This is a genomic window from Flagellimonas oceani, assembly GCF_011068285.1.
Lineage (GTDB): Bacteria > Bacteroidota > Bacteroidia > Flavobacteriales > Flavobacteriaceae > Flagellimonas > Flagellimonas oceani.
The window spans coordinates 2809777-2829016 of sequence record NZ_CP049616.1 but is presented as its reverse complement, the minus strand read 5'-3'; the positions used below and the strand labels follow the sequence as shown (position 1 = coordinate 2829016).

Sequence of the window (19240 nt, the reverse complement as noted above, 5' to 3'; positions counted from 1 at the left end):
GAATGAAATCAGTATTAAAACAAATCATAGCCAAGAACAAGCAAGAAGAAAGAGACCTTAGGTTGGCGAGGCAGGCAGAAATTGAGAACCCAAAAACCGCGGATGACAGAAGAAGCTTTCTGAAAAAAACCGCATTGGGAGGCATTGCAATGACCAGTATGGTTGGACTGGGCATCGAGGAAACCATAGCACAGACCACATCCAAGGTCAGCCGTATGTCCGCCCCTTCGGAACTCAAGATTACCGATATGAGGTATGCCCTCACAAATGTGATGGGCGGGACGGCCATAATCAAGATAGAGACCAATCAAGGAATCTATGGTCTTGGTGAGGTAAGGGACGCCGCAGACGTACGTTATGCACTATTTCTTAAAAGTAGGATTTTGGGTAAAAATCCTTGTAATGTCGAGAAAATATTCAAGAGTATAAAACAATTTGGGGGACCTGCCAGGCAAGCTGGCGGGGTTTGTGCGGTGGAAATGGCACTCTGGGATATTTGTGGCAAGGCCTACAATGTACCCGCTTGGCAATTGCTGGGAGGACGCTATCGCGATAAGGTAAGACTTTATGCTGATACGCCCCAGGCAAGAAGCTCCGAGGAACAAAAGAAGCTGATCGACTATAGAATGAATACCCAAGGGTATACCTGGTTGAAAATGGATGTGGCTATTTCTTCACTTCCACCAGATTCCGGAACCTTGGTGAATGATAAATTCTGGAGAGATGACAACGGTCGTTTGTCCCAGTGGGGAGATGCCAGGAACTATATGTCCTACGGTAACACCATGCATCCCTTCACCCAAATCCAGATTACGGAGAAAGGCCTTGAAATGTTGGCCCAACGCGTAGCGGATGTTAGGGAAATGGTAGGTTGGGAAGTTCCAATTTCCACCGATCACTACGGACACTTCGACCTTAACAATGGAATCCGTTTAGGAAAAGCGCTGGACAAATTTAGACTGGCTTGGTTGGAAGACATGGTGCCATGGCAATACACAGAGCAGTGGAGAACCATCTCCGAAGCTCTGGAAACGCCTACCACCACAGGTGAGGATATCCATTTCTTGGAGAACTTCAAGCCCATCATCCATAACAGGTCGGTTGATATTGTACACCCAGACTTAGCATCATCAGGTGGTCTTTTGGAGACAAAACGGATTGGTGATTATGCAGAGGAATTTGGAATTGGAATGGCCATGCACCAAGCAGGCACACCTGTTTCCTTTATGGCCAATGTGCATTGTGCGGCTGCGACCCAAAACTTTTTGGCTCTGGAGCACCATTCGGTGGATGTGCCATGGTGGGAAAGTCTGGTAAAAACGGTTGGAGGTTTTAAGATGATCGATAAAGGTTTTGCCACGGTTCCACTTACCGCACCAGGTTTGGGGATAGAGTTGGATGAAGAAGTGGTGAAGGCGCATTTACATCCTTCGGATAAAACATTCTTTAAATCTACCGAGGAATGGAACGAGCTTCGTTCCCACGATAGAACTTATAGTTAACGAATAAAGGTGGTAACATCCTACTGAATGAGGATGTGCCAATAGATTATCATTGACCCTGTAGTAGGGACAAGTTTGGATTTAGTTTGAGTTAGTTTGATTTAGTTTAAGTTGATGGGAGAACTCCCGTGTTAACGGGGGTTTCCTATCCAACTTAACACAGTAGGGAATTAGTGAAGAACGGATCCCTTTTAAAGGAAAATTAAAAAATATAGAACATGAGAAATTTAAGGATGGTATTGGGGCTAAGTTGCTTTCTTGCTTTTTTTTATGCCAAACCGCAAGGAGTTACCGCTTCACCGGAATACATTATGGAATTGACCTCCAACTGGACCGGAGAGCGTTTTGAGGACGGAAGGCCAAAGGTTTCCGATGCCTTATTGCAAAGAATGAAAAATATTCAAATAGAAGAGGCCTGGGGCTTTTTAAGAAGAAAGGGATATAACAACCAATATGAAGGTGAATGGGAAATAATCCATCCAGAGAGAGCCATGACCGGTAGGGTGGTAACGGCACAATATATGCCACTTAGACCAGACTATCAGCAGTTGGTGAAACTTAAAGGCGCACAGGAGAAACGGGATACCATTGGAGGAAGCAATTCATGGCCCATTCAACAATTAGTGCCTGGAGACGTCTACGTGGCAGATGGCTATGGAAGAATTATAGATGGCACGCTGATCGGTTCCAATTTAGGAAATGCCATTTATACCAATTCCAAAAACGGGGTAATTTTTGACGGTGGCGTAAGGGATGTCGCAGGGCTCTTGGATATTGAGGGATTCAATGGCTGGCACAAAGGTGCGGATCCTTCTTATCTGCAGGAGGAAATGTTGACCAGTATTAATATGCCCATCCGAATTGGAAGGGCAACCGTATTACCGGGCGATGTGGTTTTGGCGAACCGGCATGGTACCGTTTTTATTCCTTCACATTTGGCTTCGGAATTGGTACTGTCTTCTGAAATCGTAGGCCTGCGCGATCTGTTTGGGTTCCAAAGATTACGGGAGAAAAAATACACCGCAGGACAGATAGACACGAAATGGACGGAAGAGATCAATACAGATTTCGAAAACTGGCTAAAGGAATATCCAGATAGCAAGTTACCCATGTCCAGAAAAGAACTCAATGATTATATGGCATCTAAAAAACAATAGATAACTGCCAGCATAAAACCAATAGAATGAAAAAATACCTTATTGAATTTTCAACCATAACAAAACACTGTTTTTTAGGAATACTTCTTTGTTTCTCCACCACTTTAGTGGCCCAAAAAAATACTGCCGAAGTCAAAAAAATCGATGATGCCGTAAGTCAACTTTACAAAGCCATGGTCAATAGAAACAAAGATAAACTGGAAGAATTGACTATGGAAAGTCTAACCTACGGCCACTCTAGCGGTAAGATAGAGAACAAAAAGGAATACGTGGACGGTGTTTTAAATGGTGGTTTCCAATTTTCTTCGATAACCCCGGTAGATCAAACCATAACAACTTCTGGTAAAACCGGTGTAGTACGCCATATTTTTAAGGGAGAAGGAACGAATAATGGTACACCCGCGACAGTGAATATTGGTTGTCTGTTGGTTTTTCAAAAAGAAGGCAAACAATGGAAATTGCTGGCAAGACAGGCCTATAAACTTTAAATCTCTCCTATTTTGAAAAAGATAAGTATTTATTCTATAGCATTAGGGTTGGCAGCTCTGCTTTTCATCGTTATAATTGGAATGGTCATCATGGGCCATATCGATCAAGCTGGACCATTTATCCTTGGATTTTTTGCTTTGTTGGCCTTCGGGTTTAACGGGTACGAAAAAATGAAGGGATTGATTTTCACAACCATGATTTTTGCAGGGGTGACGGCAGCACTTTATTTTCCTGATTACTTTACCCAAATTGGTGATTTCAAATTCACGGCACTCATAATTCCTTTGATACAGATTATCATGTTCGGTATGGGAACAACAATGAGTATCAAAGATTTTGCCGCCATATTTCAATCCCCAAAAGGGGTGGTGATCGGAGTTTCGGCACAATTGGTCGTAATGCCGCTAATGGGCTATTTTTTGGCACAGATCAGTAACTTTCCACCAGAAATTGCGGCAGGAATAGTGCTCATAGGCTGTTCTCCCAGTGGTGTGGCCTCCAACGTAATGGCTTTTTTGGCCAAGGCAAATGTCGCACTTTCGATAACCATTACTTCCATCGCAACACTTTTGGCACCATTTCTTACGCCTTTAATGATGAAGTTATTCGCTGGGGAGTTCATTGAAATTGATGTGTTAACCATGATGTGGAGTATCATAAAGATGATCATTCTACCCATTGGGGCCGGACTATTGTTTAATAAACTATTTGGCAATAACACTAAATGGTTGGGTAGGGCAATGCCCTTAATATCCATGTTGGCAATTGGGCTTATAATTACCATCATTACTGCAGCGGGTAGGGACAGCCTTTTGGAAATCGGTGGAACGTTGATGTTGCTGGTGTTGATGCACAATATTTTTGGGTATTTACTGGGATATTGGTACGCAAAGCTCTTTAGGATGTCCGAAAGGGATGCCAGGACCATTGCCATTGAAGTGGGAATGCAAAACGGAGGATTGGCATCAGGTATAGCAAACAGTTTGGGTAAAATTGCCACGATGGGATTGGCACCCGCAGTATTTGGACCTCTGATGAACATCACCGGCTCAATCTTGGCCTCATACTGGCATAGAAAGCCTACCCCTGACCCCCCTAAACCTATAGTAGTCAACTAAAATAATATTTTATCCATTTTAAAAAAATTCTCAAATTATGAAAAATTCAAGAAGATCTTTTATATCCAAATCAATCATGGCCAGTGCAGGATTGGGAATGGTGTCATCAGCGACATATGGTTCAGAATATCAAAAAGCAATAGATAAAAATCCAAAATTATCCGCACCATCTGATTTAAAAATCACGGATGTTAAATGCGGATATATTAGACGAGGAAGCGGATTGTTTGTTAAAATACACACCAATCAGGGAATTTATGGTTGCGGAGAGGGCGTGGATGCCGTGCCCGGAACCTACCACTTGGTCAAAAGAATGGGATTTTTTTTGAGGGACCAAAATCCGTTCAATGTCCATAAAATATTTGAAGACATTCGTCGTGCAGGTCATTTCGGTGGTGGGCAATCAGGGGCATACGTAGCTGTTCTTTCTGCGATAGAGACCGCTTTATGGGATTTGGCGGGTAAGGCACTTGATTTGCCCGTTTATCAATTGTTGGGAGGTAAGTTCCGTGATAAAGTAAGGGTATATTGTGATACCGCTTTATACCGTGTTCGGTTCCCTTCACCCGATGATTTCGCTACCGCGGCCAAGGACGCCATTAAAAATTGGGGCTTCAATGCATTGAAATTCGACTTGGATTATGCCAGTGACCCTGATAAATACGATCGCTATAATTGGACAGCCAGCCCTGGGGAAATTATAAGAATGTATGACCAACTTGCTGCGGTCAGGGAAGCGGTAGGACCAAAAATTGATCTATGTGTGGATATGCATGGACGATATGATCATGTGACCGCCCAGACCATTGCCAAAAAAGTAGAAGATTTGAATCTAACATGGTTGGAAGAGCCAATTCCGGCAGAGAACTTCGACGCTTTTAAAACGCTGGCAGAGGAAACCAGTACGCCCATTTCTGCAGGTGAAAACGTATACTTAGGTCACGGATTTAAACAATTATTGGATAATGGCGTGGATATTATAATGCCAGATCTGCAAAAGTGTGGTGGACTGGGAGAAGGACAAAGAATCGCCAATCTTGCGAATCTTTATTATGTGCCTTTTTCACCACATATGGTAGCCTCGTTTTTGGGGGCCATGGCATGTGCCCATGTTTGCGCCTCTGTACCTAATTTCCATTTAATGGAGTGGCAATCCTATTTCCACACCGATTCCATGTTTAAGGAAATTGTGACCTATGATGAAGGGGATTGGGTGAAGGACAGTTTTGTAAAGGTTTCGGACAAACCAGGTATTGGAGTAGACATCAATGAAGAGGCCATGAGAAAATATGCGCCCGAGGGAATACCATTTTTTGAATAATCGATAACTCATTAAACAGATACTATTATGTTACGAAAAAAGTATATGATCCTAATGGTTCTTGTTGGTCTGGCAACCCAATTGATAGGTCAACAGATCAGTAAGGAAGAACTTATTTTTTTAACCCCGGAATGGAAAGGAGAACGCTTTGATGATGGAAGGCCAAAAGTTTCGGATGCATTATTGGAAAGGATAAAATCCGTTAGTGTGGAAGAGGCTTGGGCCGTAATGAAAAACGAAGGCTATCGATATCAAATCGCAGAGGACTGGAAAATGATAAATCCAGATAGTGTTTTGGTCGGGCGTGCTGTCACGGCAACCTTTATGCCTGGTCGCCCCGATGTTTGGAAAGCCATCGATGATCGTGGTAAGGCCCAGGGAAAACGAGGACAGAATACGTGGCCCGTGGATATTTTGGTGAAGGGAGATGTTTATGTAGCCGACCAATTTGGTGCGGACAAGGATGGCCCAACAATTGGTGACAACGTGGGTAACGCCATTTTTGCAAAAACAGGTAACGGAATTGTTTATGATGGCGCACTAAGGGATGTGGAAGGACTCATGGAAATTGGCGGTTTTACTTCCTATTACACCAGTTACGACGCTTCCCACCATAATCCCCCGGGGGACTTGAACACGATGCTCATCGGAATCAATCAACCTACAAGGATTAGAACCGTAACCGTAATGCCCGGGGATGTTGTTTTGGGCAAAATGGGGGTGGTCACCTTTATACCGGCCCATTTGGCAGAAAAAGTGGCGACAACTTCCGAAGTTGTTCGCTTACGTGATATGTTCGGACATCAACGTATCAAAGAAGGAACCTATACTGCCGGACAGATTGATACGCGTTGGTCCGATGAAATCGAAAAGGATTTTAGCAAGTGGCTCAACGAACATATTGATGAGCTTCCTGTTTCCAGAGAGCAGATTCAAGAAATTTTGAAGAAAAGAACTTGGTAAACCTAAACCTATCAAATTTTGACAAATGCCATTTGCCCTGCCGAGTGTATGAAAACTTGGTATAATGGACTTTTCATCGAGAACAATGTCAACTACTAAATTCACTTCTACGTCGAGACCTATCTCGACCATGCTGATAATCTTGGCTACTATATTGGGATGTCGGAACCATTCAAACGTAGTTGCTGAACACATCACATGGTCACACTATGGAGGTAGTCCAGACCAATCCAAGTTTTTCGAGTCGCCCAGTATCACCAAGTCTAATGTTGAGCAAATGGAATTGTTGTGGAGCTACCCGTCGGGAGATGATCGTTTTTATTTTTTCAGCCCCATTATTGTGGACAGTACCATGTACGTTCTCGGGAAAAATAGCTCCCTTATTGCCATCAATGCCAAAACGGGTGAAGAACTTTGGATACATGCGGATTTACCGGGAATTACCCGAAGAGGTATCAATTATTGGGAAAGTGAGGACAAAAAAAGCAAAAGATTACTGTTCACGCTGAACAATTCCATTCAGGCGATTGATGCCGTTACTGGAAAATCTGTTATGGATTTCGGCAACAATGGCTATGTTGATCTTAGGGAAGGTTTAGATAGAGATCCAACATCCATAACAAGGATACAGCCCATGATGCCGGGTGTTATCTACGAAAATCTGTTGATACTGGGGTCCGCGCCCGGGGAGGCCTATTTTTCTCCACCTGGTCACGTAAGGGCCTATAATGTGGTTACCGGTAAAATGGAGTGGATTTTTCACACCATACCCCATCCCGGGGAATATGGATATGAAACTTGGCCTAAGGATGCTTATAAATATGTAGGAGGTGCCAACGTATGGAGCGAAATATCGGTAGATACGGAACGTGGAATTGCCTTTTTGCCCATCGGTTCGCCAACCTATGATTATTATGGCGCTGATCGGTTGGGAAGTAATCTTTTCGCCAACTCTTTGGTGGCCCTTGATGCAAAAACGGGGGAGAGGCTCTGGCACTACCAAACGGTGCACCATGATCTCTGGGACTATGACCTGTCACCGGCACCACAATTGCTCACAGTGGACAAAGATGGCAAAAAAGTGGATGCAGTGGCCATTGCTACCAAACATGGTTTTGTTTTTGTATTTGATAGGGTAACCGGGGAACCACTATTTCCCATAGAGGAAAAACCGTTTCCCAAAAGCGAAATGCCAGGGGAGGAATCTTGGCCCACCCAACCCATCACCTCACTTCCGAGTTTTACGAGACATGAGGTGACCAAAGAAAACTTGAACCCTTATTTTTCGGATAGTCTTCGGCAGGATTGGCTCAAAAGATTGGATTCTGCAAAAACAGGATTGTACGTACCTCCCTCAGATAAATACGAGACCATTATGATGCCAGGGGCTTTGGGTGGTGCCAATTATGGAAACACAGCGGCCGACCCTCGCAATGGAATGATGTACATAATGACCCAGGAATATGCATCGACTTACAGATTGAGCAAGGTGGAACCACCAAAAAACGAGCTTACGGAAAATGATGTGGACAAGGTCAAATCCCTTTATGGCTCCTCGTGTATTGCCTGCCATGGTTCCAATATGGAGGGTGGGGCAGGACCCTCCCTAAAGAATCTGGGGCATCATATGTACTACGAAGAATTCAGAAATACAGTGATCAATGGAAAAGGTGTAATGCCCGGTCTGGTGCATGTGGATGAAGCTTCCTTGAAAGCCTTGTTCCGTTATATAGGAGGAGACCCTGAACGCAGAAGTTTTAGAAGAAGCAATCAACAAGCAGAATCAGTAGATGGCCCTGTCGTAGCTTCAGGAGGGGTGACTATTCCACCAGATTTAAAGCGAGGAGCCCCAATGCAGGATTATCCTGAAGGCGTGGAACAACCAGAAGACCAATATACTACGGATTACGGTCTGGATTGGCCCGGTTTGATAGATCCACCTTGGTCCTCTATTGTGGCTTATGACCTGAACGAAGGAACCATTAAGTGGCGCCGACCTATTGGTATTGATTCGCTTTATGCGCAAGGAGGCGAAACCAAAGGAGCCCCCAATGGTACCCAGCGAAAAGGCATGGTCATTACCTCTACGGGCATTGTGTTTGCCACGGCAAAAGGGGGCAAGGTTTATGCGCTTGATGCCGAAAATGGGGATGTGCTATGGGAAACTACACTGAGTCATGAGACCAATGCACAACCCAGTATGTTTACCTTGGATGGCAAGGAATATTTGGTAATCAATGCAACCTCTAATTTTAGAAGCGATAGTTACGACCACTCCAAGAAGCCCGGAGCAGTTGCAAAAGGCTACCTGGTTTATGGTATACCGGACAAAAAGTAGCCTATATGAAAAGATACAAATACATTATTATGAAACCAATATTCAGTTTTTTGTTCTGTTTGATGGGCAGTATCTGTATGGCCCAAAATCTTAATGAAAGAGTGGTTCACAATGATCCTTCGACGTATAGGGAATTATCCAGTGTACATGCCGGTGCCGGTAAAATGGGTTTTACCCAATTGATAGGGCGAAATGATCTGGCAACCAAATTCTTGTACTTGCATTCTGGAGTTATTCAGCCTAAATCGGGTATTGGTCACCACTTTCACCATTCCATTGAAGAAATGTATGTTATTCTGGATGGAGAGGCTGAGTTTACCATTAATGGTAGAACATCAAAAATAAAGGGACCAGCTTTGGTTCCTTGTAAACTGGGAGATTCCCATGGTATTTATAATGCATCTGATAAACCGCTCAAATGGCTGAATTTTGCCGTAAGTGAAGTCAAGTCACAAGGAGATGCGTTTGATTTGGGGGATGATCTTGCCAGATCGAAAAAAGATGTTGTCCCGACATTCGTTTCTTCCCGATTGGACACGGATAAACTGAAGCAAGACAACGATGTTTATAGTGGAAAAGGAGTTTTGTATGGAAGGATTTTTAGTCCAGAAGTTTTTAGAACGGATTGGAACTATGTGGATCACTTGGTAATTCCACCTGGCAGTTCAACGGAAAAACATTTGTTGGAAGGTATTGAAGAAGTGTATTATATCATGAACGGAAATGGGTCGGTAACGGTAGGTGCTGAGACGGTAAAGATTCAAAAGGATGATTCGTTCCATGCTGGTTTGGGAGAAGAAATAGCTTGGTCAAGTAGTGGAAATGAAAATCTTGAAATTCTAATAATTGGTATTGCAGCTTCAAAAAACAATGGATTGTCAATTGTCAAACCTTTGGAAACACCCAAAGCCATGGTCCTACAAATGGATTTTGTGGTGGAAAAGGAAAATGCCAAGGCTTTTGAAGAAATGTACTATTCCATCTACGTCCCTGCCATGGTTGTCCAAGACGGGTATCTCAGTTCAAAACTACTTCGGCTTTTTCCACAGGATTTAGCCAAGGAAATACAGGCGGAACCTACTACATACAACTATCAGATTCAAATATCTTTTGATACGGAGGAAAACAGGAGAAAGTGGGTGGCCAGTGATCAGCACCAAATTGCTTGGCCAGCAGCATCAGGACTTGGCAAGGAATTCAAATGGCGCGGTTATGATGTTATGGGCGACGATGTACAGAATTAGACATTGTCATTGACACTTTAAAGATAATTGACATACCCTGTTCTATTGGTGCGAATCTTGTACACCTTATCATAACTGACAATGTAGAGCGTTTTCATATCCTCATCTCCAAAACCCAAACTTACCGGAAATGATGGTAGATTGATCATGCCGACAAAAGAACCTTTGGAATCAAAAATCTGGACCCCAAAATAGGTGGCCACATAAATATTTCCCATAGTGTCAATGGCCATCCCGTCCGCGCTGGAGGATTTTCCTTTGCGGTCCAAAACGTTGCCGGTCAAACGCAGTTCTGCAAATTTCCGACCGTTTGAAATGGTACCGTCCTCGTTCACATCATACGCCCAAATAAAATTATCCTTTGAACTGTTTACCGGATACCAAGATTCGTCATCATAACAATTATTGATGTAGAGCGTTTTCCCGTCGGGAGTCAATAATATTCCATTGGGCATGGCAAATTCATTGGGTTCCACCAAGCGGGTCACTTCTTTTTCAGGGGAAATATAGTAAACGGCCCTGCCCGGTTGGAATTTTTCCGCTTCCATCGTAAACTGGGGGTCGGTGAAATAGATGCCGCCCTTGGTGTCGGTGATAATATCGTTTGGACCGTCTATGGGCTTGCCGTTATAGGTGTCGGCAATAACTTGGACCACTTGCCCGGATGTGGTCATTTCCACCACCCGGTGCCCAATCATGTCACAGACCAATAAATTGCCATTTTTATACGGATACAATCCGTTAGCCTGCATTTTACCTTCCATAATATTTTGGTGTGTTCCATCAGGTTCCAATGCCACAATGGAACTCCTTTTGGGGTCGGCGTTCCAGTTTTGGTCGAAGTACATGTTGGAAAAATAGAGTTTCCCGTCCATCCACTTGGGACCTTCACTAAAGGTCAGTTGCGGTTTTGTTTTGGAACCATCTATGACCAATTCTGGCTGTGCGTCCTTGGGTATGATTTCGTGATATCTTTCAAGTGCGGCCTGTTGCTTGGCTAGATAATCTTCCCGAACGGGCCAAAAAATATCAAGGGCATCAAAACCCAACTCGCCTGCTACACCAGAATGCACTACGTTTCCAGGAACAAGGATCACATCGTAAGGGTTCAATCCCATCTCTTGGTCCAAGACGGTTTGCTTTAGGGTTCCCCTTAATAGAACCGTAATTTGCTCCTCTGGATGAATGTGTGCCGGTGACTTGGAATTTGGGTCCGCCAAGACAAAACTTAGCTGTATGTCCCCTCCAGAAACCAATCTTGCATAGACCCCTTCGGTTAATTGGGTAAACTGAATGTCGAAAAGGTCATAAACCTTATTGGGAACAACGGTCGGTTCATTGTTGGAAACCCTTCCCTGATTTTCCGAAGGAAGTTCATTAACCCCCATTTTTTCTAGATAATCAAACCTTATAGGGCTATAAATTTCCATTACCTTGGCTCCAGCATCTCCAGCGACAATCTCGCTTTCGTTTCCTTTTTCTTGATAAATAAAATCATTTCTAGGTGTGCCGCTATGGGTGCCATCCGGTTCTTCCCGTTCCCTCGCCATCATATCATGCTTGTTGCCATTGCCAAACAACTCAATGGAACCTTCAGTTACAATCAAAAATCTATCCGCAGGCAAGTTTTCTTTTGGGATGTTGGAATTGGGTTCCAGTTCCAATACACTGACCAGATTCCCATTTCCCCAGAAAATTTTGGCCATGACACCAGGATATAATTGCACACTTTCCAAATTTTGGAGATTTGTGGATGTTCCTACCTCCAAATTGGGCCTTATTTCTGTAGACGGCAATCCGGGCAGCTCCCTCACCTGGAGTCCGTATTGCTTTATTAATTCGTTGTTCCGCTCCTCCCATTCCGGTTTGGAAGAGGAATTGCAACCACCAATTAAAATAAATACAAATAACATGGAAGCAACTTTAAGACTAAAAGAAATACCTTTCATACTGTTTTGATTTTCACTGTTCGTTTTCAACATTGACCGTTTTAATGAATTCTTGTTTGGACTTATTACTTAAATAAAAGCTGCGCAAACTTATACAGGTCGTGCCGCCAAACCGGCCATGTATGTCCTCCTGGGTATTCGCTATATTGATATGTAATACCCATATCGTCAAATTTCTTCATCATTACTTGACAGTTTTTATAGGCGATATCCTCCGGACCTCCCATTGAAATGAAGAAATTGGATAGGTTGCCGTTTATTTTGGCCACATTGTTTTGCATAAACTCATATTGTGGGCCCGATAATTCATCGTTATTGGCAAACCAACCCGAACTAAAAACTCCCAAATGGGAAAACATGTCGGTGTTGTGCACACCTGCATGCAAGGTCTGCAGACCCCCCATGGAAAGTCCGGCCAAAGCCCTGTTACTAGCATCGGTCTTCACCCGATACGTTTGCTCCACATAGGGAATGGCACCTTGTTTAAGTTCGTTCTCAAAGGCCATCAATGCATTTTGATTGAATCCGGCAACTCCTCCTGTAGAAACATTGCCATCCAACATGGCAATGATCATGGGGGCAGCCTTGTTTTCGGCAATAAGGTTGTCCAATATCAAATTGGTCTTTCCTTGGGTGGCCCAACCTCTTTGGTCTTCTCCTCCACCATGCAAAAGATATAAAACAGGATACGCTTGATCGGATTCCTCATAACCCGGCGGTGTGTAGACATACATTTCCCGCCATGACTGTGATGCATTTGAAAAGTACTTTTTTATGCGTATGTCGCCATGGGGTACATCCTTCAAGCTATAATAGCCATCTCCCTTAAACGGAATCTCAATGCCGCTGGCCATACGACCCATACCATAAAAGGTTTCACTGGCGGGGTCTGCCACGGCCACCCCATCCAGAATCAATGAATAGTAATGAAAGCCTTCGGTGATGGAATCTGTGGTCACTGTCCAGAATCCCTCATCGTCAATTTCCATATCATATTTTTTGCCGAGGTCTATCTGAACCTGTTTTGCCTCCGGTGCCTTTGTTTTAAAAACCACCCGGCTATCCGGTAAAATTTGCGGATACTGCTTATTCCTAATGTTGGTACTTGCTGGTAAACCCAAAACACTGTATTTGTTGAGCACATCATTGTTGACAGGCTTAAAAAGCATTTGGGAAAACATATAAAGATCATTCTTCCAAACCTTAAAATCGTGACCGCCCGGTTCCACGTAAAAGATATGGGGCACATCATGGTCTCTTAAGTACTCGCTGGTGCGACTGCTAAAAGGCATTAGACCGTCTGCATCCCCACAAGAAATCCATAACAACTCCAATGATTTGGCTTTTTCAGGGTAGGGAAGCAATTCCTGGGGTGCCTTGGTGTTCGGTGCCGATGAAAATGCACCTACCCAAGCAAAAGTGTCCAAATTGCCAAGACCAAAGTTCAAGGTTTGTCCACCGCCCATGGAAAGACCGGATATAGCCCGGTGCTCCCTGTCTTTATAGACCTTAAAATTCTTTTCCACGTAGGGGATCAAATCATTTAGAAGGTCTTGCTCAAAGGTGGCAAACGCCTCCACTTTGTCCTTGCTGAAAATATTTCCTTCGGCACGGTCATTTTTCATGGCCCGTCCATTGGGCATTACCACAATCATGGGCTCCAATTTTCCGTCTGCATAAAGATTGTCGAAAATTACCTGAGGAGTACCCTGTGTAAGCCATTCCTTTTCATCCCCGCCAATACCATGCAAGAGATACAAAACTGGATATCTTTTTGATTTGGAATACCCGGGCGGAAGATAAATCATGGCCTTTCGTTCCGTGCCCACGGTTTTCGACTTGTATGTTATGCTGTCTATCCTTCCTTGTGGAATGCCATTTCTCATCTTGTCAAATCCTTCTGGCGCATGCTTCTCTACTATGGGGTCATTAGCTTGGTTACGCAGCACATTCAGCAGCTTTATGGCATACCTTCTGCCCAACATGCGATATCCTTCGGCATTAAAATGAAGATTATCCTTGGCATCGGGGACTCCTTTTGAGGAAACAACATGTGCATTGGGAATGGTTTCTGGGAGCGTGGCCACAATTTCATTCATACTGGCGCATATGCCTCCTTGATCGGCGTGAACCATTTCTCCTGCTAACAGAGGGGTTTTTGATGCCTCCAAATTCAAATCTTTCAGGAGGTTGTCGTAAACGGTCTTCACTTTTTTGGGCCAAAGGGTGTCTCCGGTATTCGATTCTCCTTGGTGTAAAAGAATTCCCTTGATCACACCATCCTTTTGGGCAATTTTTGCCATTTCCACGAGACGGGCATAAGGGTTTCCATCGTATTCTGCCACCATATTTTTCAACCAATCTGGGGCCTTGGAGACATATGCTTGGTAGTTGTCCTTATCAAACAACTCGATTTTACAGCCTCCAACGGCGACGTTGATGATTCCGACCGTAATACTGTCCGGCAATTTCTCCACCAAGGTCCTGCCAAAATAATCCGCAGGGGAAAGCCCTGTTTTACATCGGCACAATGGAGGAATTGCAGTGTACCATTTCCCTTTTTCGCGGTTCAAATCAGGACAATCCACTGCAGCCAAGACCTTAAAACGGTCATTAACGTCAACGGTGTCCTGCGCCTCTATTTGGGCACTGCCCTCCATGTTTGACTGACCCAAACTCAGATATATATGAAAATTGGGGTTCTGTGCCGTAATTTTCCCCGAGAACAATAAGATTACTGCTAAGAGACAAAATTGCAGTACTGATTTTTTCATAATTTGCGTTTTTTCTGATGGTTTAGTTTCTTTTCTTTTGTTGTAGTATGATGTTATTGATCTTTTTGGCATACAGTTCTAAAAGACCACTTTAAATCTGCCAACGAGTGGAAAATATGCCCACTGAAACCATATCTTCTAAAATCTTTTTCATTGGTATTGGATTAATCCTGCCAAAGGTTGGGCAAGAATCTATAATACAGGAGATGACGCCAAGTGGACCAGTCGTGCCCCCCGTTACCCCCTACATAGTATTCGTGTTCTATATCATGGTTATTTAATGCATCGACGAGACCCTGAACCCTTGAGTTGAAAAAACCTTCCGCTTCCTTGGTGCCCTGCCCCACAAAAAGATAATCTACCTTGTTATTTATTTCTGGGTCATTTAAAAACTGGGATAAGGTGGTTTCCGCAGTGGTGTCCCCAGCACTGAGAATACCAAAATTAGCAAAGAGATCTAGAGATCTAAAGCCTACGAACATACTATGGCGACCCCCCATGGACAATCCTGAAATGGCCCTTCCTTCTGGACTTTGAATTGTACTGTAATTTTCATCCACCACGGGAATCACATGGTTTCTGAGCTCTTTTTCAAAAATGTCGAAGGTGAGCTCTGAATGCTGTGGATGGTTCCGGTGAATCACTTGGTTGTTGGGGATTGCTATGATCATGGGCTTGGCTTTGTTTTCCGCCAAAAGATTGTCCATAATTAAATTGGCTCTTCCATCATACACCCAATTGGAAGGCAGTTCACCACTTCCACCCAATAAATAGAGTACCGGATATTTTTTACCGGAATCGTAGCCGGGCGGTGTGTACACATAGAGTTCACGTTCGCCCTGGGTTACATCAGAATGATAAATGTGACGGGTAACGTTTCCATGAGGGACATTTTTTGCATCATAATATGCTGGGCCATCACCATGAACAATCAATTCACTATAGGGTGGCATGGCCGTAAATGCGGCATACGTATTGCTGGGGTCCGCAATTTGCACGCCGTCCACCCGAACATGATAGGCATACATATCAGGAGGGAGTGGTCCAATGGTCAAGGTCCAAACACCCTGTTCGCCTTTTGTAAATGGAATTGGCTCCCTACCCTTGCCCAGAGCGGTATTGATGGCTCCGGGATTCAATTCCACTTTTTCTGCCTCTGGTGCTTTCACCCGAAACGTAACGGTTTGGTCATCATGCACTTCGGGAGAATTTACAGGTGCACTAAAGGGAATAAGTCCTTCTGTATCTTCCTGTGGATTATAGTCCAGGTTTACATTTGCCTGTTGACCATAGCCAAAGCTTGAAATAACCAGAAAGGCGAAGGCATTATAAAATAAACTTGTAATTTTCATATCATCAGTGTTTAGAAATGTGCTGCGTCAACACTATTTAAAGAGCAATTGTGCATATTTCATTTGACTTTCTTTTTAGGGATTACTTAAAAAGAAGGGGGGCTAGTTCATGCAGACTGCGCCTCCAAGTCTGAAATTCGTGTGCTGTTCCTTCGGAAACATAGGAAACGGCATTAATTCCTGCTTCATTTAAGGCTGCTGCTGCACTTTTTACGGCTTCTGGCCTTTCCTTGCTTCCAGAGCTTAGGAATATCAGTTTTACATCTGCACCCTCTTTGATATCCTCTGGGCTATAGGTGCCGCCGCTAAGTAAACCGTAATAGGAAAAAACGTCCGGTTTGTTCAGTGTGATCATCTTGGTCTCCATACCACCCATTGAAAGACCGGCAATGGCTCGGTGGGATTTATCGGCTACGGTACGATAATTGGCATCGATATAGGGTATCAACTCATCCACCAAAACCGTTTGAAAGGGGCTAATGTCAAAATTGCGTAGCCCTCCAAATTTGATCTCGTTGGTCATACCATAGGTCATTACAATGAGGAAAGGATCAATTTTGCCTTCTGCAATAAGATTGTCCATAATAAGGTTGGCTCGGCCTTGGTTGCTCCAAGCGGTTTCATCTTCGCCCCAACCGTGCTGCAAATACAAGACCGGATATTTTTTAGATGGGTCTTTGTCATATCCTGGAGGGGTGTAGACAAAGGCCCTTCTGGAGGTGTTGGTACTCTTTGAAGGAAACAGGATTTGCTCCACCTTTCCATGGGGAACGTCTTTCAGTGCATAAAATTCTTGGTCATGGGCCGGTATTTCTATACCACTTTCCCATCGTGTGGAACCATAAAAATTTAGAGCTCCTGGATCGTTGAAAGTTCCCCCGTCTACATCTACATGATAGTAATGGAATCCTTCATCCATAGGTCCTTCGGTGGTGCCCATCCAAGAGCCATCTTCGACTTTTTGGAGTTTTGTGCCTCCTCTTCCGCCAAGCCCTAGGCTTACCCGAACACTGTCGGCGGCGGGCGCTACTATTTTAAATCGTGCATATCCCTGCGAATTGACCTGTGGATATTCCTTTCCAGGCTGGTTCAAGGTCGAGGGTTTAAAGTCTTCGATTACAGTTTTAGGATTGGTTTGGGCAATACTTGTGGCATAGCAAACCAATACGAATGTTAATGTTGCAGCATTAAATTTCATCATGTTTGTTTTTAGTTAACTCTTTTTAGTTTCTAATTGATTATTTATTTGTAGTTATAAAATAGTTGGACGCTATACGGTTTACTTCTCTCCATTGCGCAAAATGGAGTCATTAGGGCAATGGCCTGAGCGTTGGGGTAAATTGCATATTGTGTTTTCTGATACCAATATAAGTGTTTATTCAACACATTGGAAATGAATCTAGAAGAAATTCTTGAAAACCCATGTGCATCAAGAAAATGGAGTTGGTTTGTGGAGAAGTACCAGGGAGTTGTTCTTATGTTCTTTTTGATACTCTTTAGGGGTTCCCTACTATTTTTTTCAATTGTATATTTAAAAGGGAAAGGTTGTTAAATCCTGATTCTTCACAAATTTGATCGATACTAAACTTGTTTTCTATCAGTAATTTGCAGTTGTGCCGGACACGGATTTTATTTGAAAGCAGGCAAAAACAGGATGAGTCGGATGGTCGATACCACTAAAGACGTAAAACCATCCCATAGAAAATTATCAAAAGTCCTTAGCTCGCCAATGGTGCTTACCCTTCAACCACCAAGCTATGGTGCACATAACCTTGGATGTTATGGTTTAATAGTACATGGTACCAATTGATCGTTTTTCCCAAAATAATGACAGGGTGCATTTTTTCCAGGGACATTGTTTTCTCCTTTTCCACACTGGGCCCTACTCGAACATTGGCAAGAGCAGCACCAATATGGCCCCTCGGCAACGGGGTATTCAAATCCAGCTTAGACTGCTGGTCTTTTTTTATGAACGGTAAAGGGTCTATGGCCCCTTTGCCTGAATATATCCCAAAATGGAGATGTGGCACGGTAGTTCGGGCATTTCCCGTGTTGCCCACGAAGCCCAAGGTATCTCCTTGTTCCACTTTTTGTGCAAAGGACACGTTTATGCTATCCAAATGGGCATAATAAAAGGAATTATTGAACAATCCGTCCCTGAACCATACCTGTTTTCCGCCCAATCCTTTGTTGCCTACAGAACTGACCCTTCCTTCGGTTACGGCAACCACGGGCGTTGACCGTGGCGCAAAGATATCAACTCCCTCGTGGCGTCGGGCACCGCCGGCCCTGGTATCTCCCCAAAAACTTTGAATGGCCTTGGAATCCACATCCAACACTGGAAAAATCAGGGTAGGTTCGCTGTACAACTCCCATCTGAAATCAGAAGAAAGACCAATTTTAGGTTGTATCAGCACCTTATAATCCCCCGTCTCCTTGACATGGAGCTCCACCGTATTCGAACCTTTGATGCGCTGGCTCAGCAAAGGTTTCTTAGCCAGATTATATGGGAATTGGTAAATGTCCACAAAAACATCCAAGCTATCGGATGCGGAAGTAACGGACACTTTCAATTTCCGACCGTTTTGAAGTTGTACATCATACCCATAGGCAAAGCTAAATTCCGATGGAAGGATACCTACTTCAGCATAGGGCAGGGCAATGGACAGCGTATCTGACAAAGCACTTTGGGTCGCCTTGTTCCAAGCCAGAATACGGGGGTCGTTCTTTTCAAATGTCCTCACATATTTTTCCCTATCGGTAGGTTGCACGAATATATCCGTAATATGCTGCACCTCACGGCAGGAAGTAAATGCCAGAATGGTCAATATGATGGTCCAGGGTCTGGTCAAGGTCACCAACCATTTCTGTAAGGGGCATACTTCAAATGTTATTTCTTTACGCTTTTTCAACATTAGGATAAAGATATCCATAGCACATCCCTTGCCTTGACCCAAAACATTTGTTTATTGCACCTTATCAAACTTTGCAGATAGTTGATTTTTGAAAAATTCGGAATTCATCCACTGCGAA

13 protein-coding genes are annotated in these 19240 nt (G+C 43.7%); 8 read left to right on the top strand and 5 right to left on the bottom strand.

The window, feature by feature from the left end; all coding sequences use genetic code 11:
• Positions 1 to 2: 2 nt before the first annotated feature.
• The 8 genes from GVT53_RS13010 to GVT53_RS12975 all read left to right on the top strand — a co-directional run bounded on the left by GVT53_RS13010 (position 3) and on the right by GVT53_RS12975 (position 10132).
• The gene (locus tag GVT53_RS13010; RefSeq protein ID WP_166248960.1) at positions 3 to 1502 is read left to right on the top strand and encodes a mandelate racemase/muconate lactonizing enzyme family protein; all 1500 of its coding nucleotides are present in this window, start codon (positions 3 to 5) and stop codon (positions 1500 to 1502) included.
• A 218-nt stretch (positions 1503 to 1720) separates the two neighbouring features.
• Positions 1721 to 2659: an RraA family protein gene (locus GVT53_RS13005; protein WP_240905011.1), complete on the top strand. Its 939-nt coding sequence runs from the start codon at positions 1721 to 1723 to the stop codon at positions 2657 to 2659.
• A 26-nt stretch (positions 2660 to 2685) separates the two neighbouring features.
• Positions 2686 to 3147 carry a nuclear transport factor 2 family protein gene (locus tag GVT53_RS13000; protein WP_166248959.1) on the top strand — a complete coding sequence of 154 codons (462 nt, stop codon included), beginning with the start codon at positions 2686 to 2688 and terminating at the stop codon, positions 3145 to 3147.
• Between the two features lie 12 nt (positions 3148 to 3159).
• Complete coding sequence (locus GVT53_RS12995) at positions 3160 to 4266, top strand: bile acid:sodium symporter family protein (protein WP_240905010.1); 1107 nt, start codon at positions 3160 to 3162, stop codon at positions 4264 to 4266.
• A 37-nt stretch (positions 4267 to 4303) separates the two neighbouring features.
• On the top strand, positions 4304 to 5587 hold the full coding sequence (locus GVT53_RS12990) for a mandelate racemase/muconate lactonizing enzyme family protein (RefSeq protein ID WP_166248958.1): 1284 nt from the start codon (positions 4304 to 4306) through the stop codon (positions 5585 to 5587).
• A 27-nt stretch (positions 5588 to 5614) separates the two neighbouring features.
• Positions 5615 to 6550, top strand: a complete 936-nt coding sequence (locus tag GVT53_RS12985; protein WP_240905008.1) for an RraA family protein — start codon at positions 5615 to 5617, stop codon at positions 6548 to 6550.
• Between the two features lie 130 nt (positions 6551 to 6680).
• Complete coding sequence (locus GVT53_RS12980) at positions 6681 to 8888, top strand: outer membrane protein assembly factor BamB family protein (protein ID WP_205791680.1); 2208 nt, start codon at positions 6681 to 6683, stop codon at positions 8886 to 8888.
• 5 nt (positions 8889 to 8893) lie between these two features.
• Complete coding sequence (locus GVT53_RS12975; protein WP_205791673.1) at positions 8894 to 10132, top strand: cupin domain-containing protein; 1239 nt, start codon at positions 8894 to 8896, stop codon at positions 10130 to 10132.
• Between the two features lie 17 nt (positions 10133 to 10149).
• Here the strand turns inward: GVT53_RS12975 and GVT53_RS12970 are convergent, their stop codons facing one another.
• From GVT53_RS12970 to GVT53_RS12950, 5 genes are all read right to left on the bottom strand, one after another.
• A complete protein-coding gene (locus GVT53_RS12970; protein ID WP_166248957.1) occupies positions 10150 to 12081 on the bottom strand; it encodes an SMP-30/gluconolactonase/LRE family protein in 1932 nt (643 codons plus the stop codon).
• A gap of 65 nt (positions 12082 to 12146) precedes the next feature.
• The gene (locus GVT53_RS12965; RefSeq protein ID WP_205791671.1) at positions 12147 to 14855 is read right to left on the bottom strand and encodes an alpha/beta hydrolase-fold protein; all 2709 of its coding nucleotides are present in this window, start codon (positions 14853 to 14855) and stop codon (positions 12147 to 12149) included.
• Positions 14856 to 15019: 164 nt separating this feature from the next.
• Positions 15020 to 16207 carry an esterase gene (locus tag GVT53_RS12960; RefSeq protein WP_166248956.1) on the bottom strand — a complete coding sequence of 396 codons (1188 nt, stop codon included), beginning with the start codon at positions 16205 to 16207 and terminating at the stop codon, positions 15020 to 15022.
• A gap of 82 nt (positions 16208 to 16289) precedes the next feature.
• Positions 16290 to 17408, bottom strand: a complete 1119-nt coding sequence (locus tag GVT53_RS12955; RefSeq protein ID WP_166248955.1) for an alpha/beta hydrolase-fold protein — start codon at positions 17406 to 17408, stop codon at positions 16290 to 16292.
• A gap of 535 nt (positions 17409 to 17943) precedes the next feature.
• Positions 17944 to 19140 carry a peptidoglycan DD-metalloendopeptidase family protein gene (locus tag GVT53_RS12950; RefSeq protein WP_166248954.1) on the bottom strand — a complete coding sequence of 399 codons (1197 nt, stop codon included), beginning with the start codon at positions 19138 to 19140 and terminating at the stop codon, positions 17944 to 17946.
• Positions 19141 to 19240 lie beyond the last annotated feature (100 nt).

Bases quoted from the DNA above. Each gene is read 5' to 3' on its own strand.
- GVT53_RS13005 (WP_240905011.1), top strand. From the start codon at position 1,721: ATGAGAAATTTAAGGATGGTATTGGGGCTAAGTTGCTTTCTTGCTTTT.
- GVT53_RS12975 (WP_205791673.1), top strand. From the start codon at position 8,894: ATGAAAAGATACAAATACATTATTATGAAACCAATATTCAGTTTTTTG.
- GVT53_RS12955 (WP_166248955.1), bottom strand. From the start codon at position 17,408: ATGATGAAATTTAATGCTGCAACATTAACATTCGTATTGGTTTGCTAT.
- GVT53_RS13010 (WP_166248960.1), top strand. From the start codon at position 3: ATGAAATCAGTATTAAAACAAATCATAGCCAAGAACAAGCAAGAAGAA.
- GVT53_RS12990 (WP_166248958.1), top strand. From the start codon at position 4,304: ATGAAAAATTCAAGAAGATCTTTTATATCCAAATCAATCATGGCCAGT.
- GVT53_RS12970 (WP_166248957.1), bottom strand. From the start codon at position 12,081: ATGAAAGGTATTTCTTTTAGTCTTAAAGTTGCTTCCATGTTATTTGTA.
- GVT53_RS12960 (WP_166248956.1), bottom strand. From the start codon at position 16,207: ATGAAAATTACAAGTTTATTTTATAATGCCTTCGCCTTTCTGGTTATT.
- GVT53_RS12985 (WP_240905008.1), top strand. From the start codon at position 5,615: ATGTTACGAAAAAAGTATATGATCCTAATGGTTCTTGTTGGTCTGGCA.
- GVT53_RS13000 (WP_166248959.1), top strand. From the start codon at position 2,686: ATGAAAAAATACCTTATTGAATTTTCAACCATAACAAAACACTGTTTT.
- GVT53_RS12950 (WP_166248954.1), bottom strand. From the start codon at position 19,140: ATGGATATCTTTATCCTAATGTTGAAAAAGCGTAAAGAAATAACATTT.
- GVT53_RS12980 (WP_205791680.1), top strand. From the start codon at position 6,681: ATGCTGATAATCTTGGCTACTATATTGGGATGTCGGAACCATTCAAAC.
- GVT53_RS12965 (WP_205791671.1), bottom strand. From the start codon at position 14,855: ATGAAAAAATCAGTACTGCAATTTTGTCTCTTAGCAGTAATCTTATTG.